General features: G+C 66.6%; 1 pseudogene. It reads right to left on the bottom strand.

What is annotated here, in order from left to right:
- Window positions 1–75: 75 nt before the first annotated feature.
- A pseudogene (locus tag A6723_RS31015) lies at window positions 76–374 on the bottom strand (hypothetical protein); the annotation flags it as partial.

Raw genomic sequence — 374 nt, 5'->3', positions numbered from 1 at the left:
GCTCGACCTCGGCGGCCAGCAGGCAGACCCACTGCGGGGGCTGCTCGCCCCAAGCGGACAGATCGACGCGGGCATTCATGCGCGCACCTCACGCGCCAGGTCGTTGAACTGGCGCAACGCCTCGATGCCTTCCGTGCGCTCGCTGTCGTCGGGGTGGAACTGGGCGACCATGCGGCCGGCCAGGCGCTCGATGGGCTTAGCTGCTGCGAGCAGGTCGGCTAGTGCTTTCTCCAAGCAAGCCTTTTCCAGCCGCAGGCCAGCCAGCTCAGGGCTGTCCGGTATGTCCTTGGTCCAGACCACTTGGTCCAGGTTCGGGTCGTAGACCTGTTCGAAGGTGCTGCGCTGATAGACCGGATGCTGCGGGCCGCTGTAGC

Origin of the sequence: Pseudomonas sp. AU11447, from assembly GCF_001672555.2 — a bacterium.
GTDB classification, from domain to species: Bacteria; Pseudomonadota; Gammaproteobacteria; order Pseudomonadales; family Pseudomonadaceae; genus Pseudomonas; species Pseudomonas nitroreducens.
The sequence above is the reverse complement of the archived record's forward strand: the minus strand, read 5'-3'. Positions and strand labels throughout refer to the sequence as shown.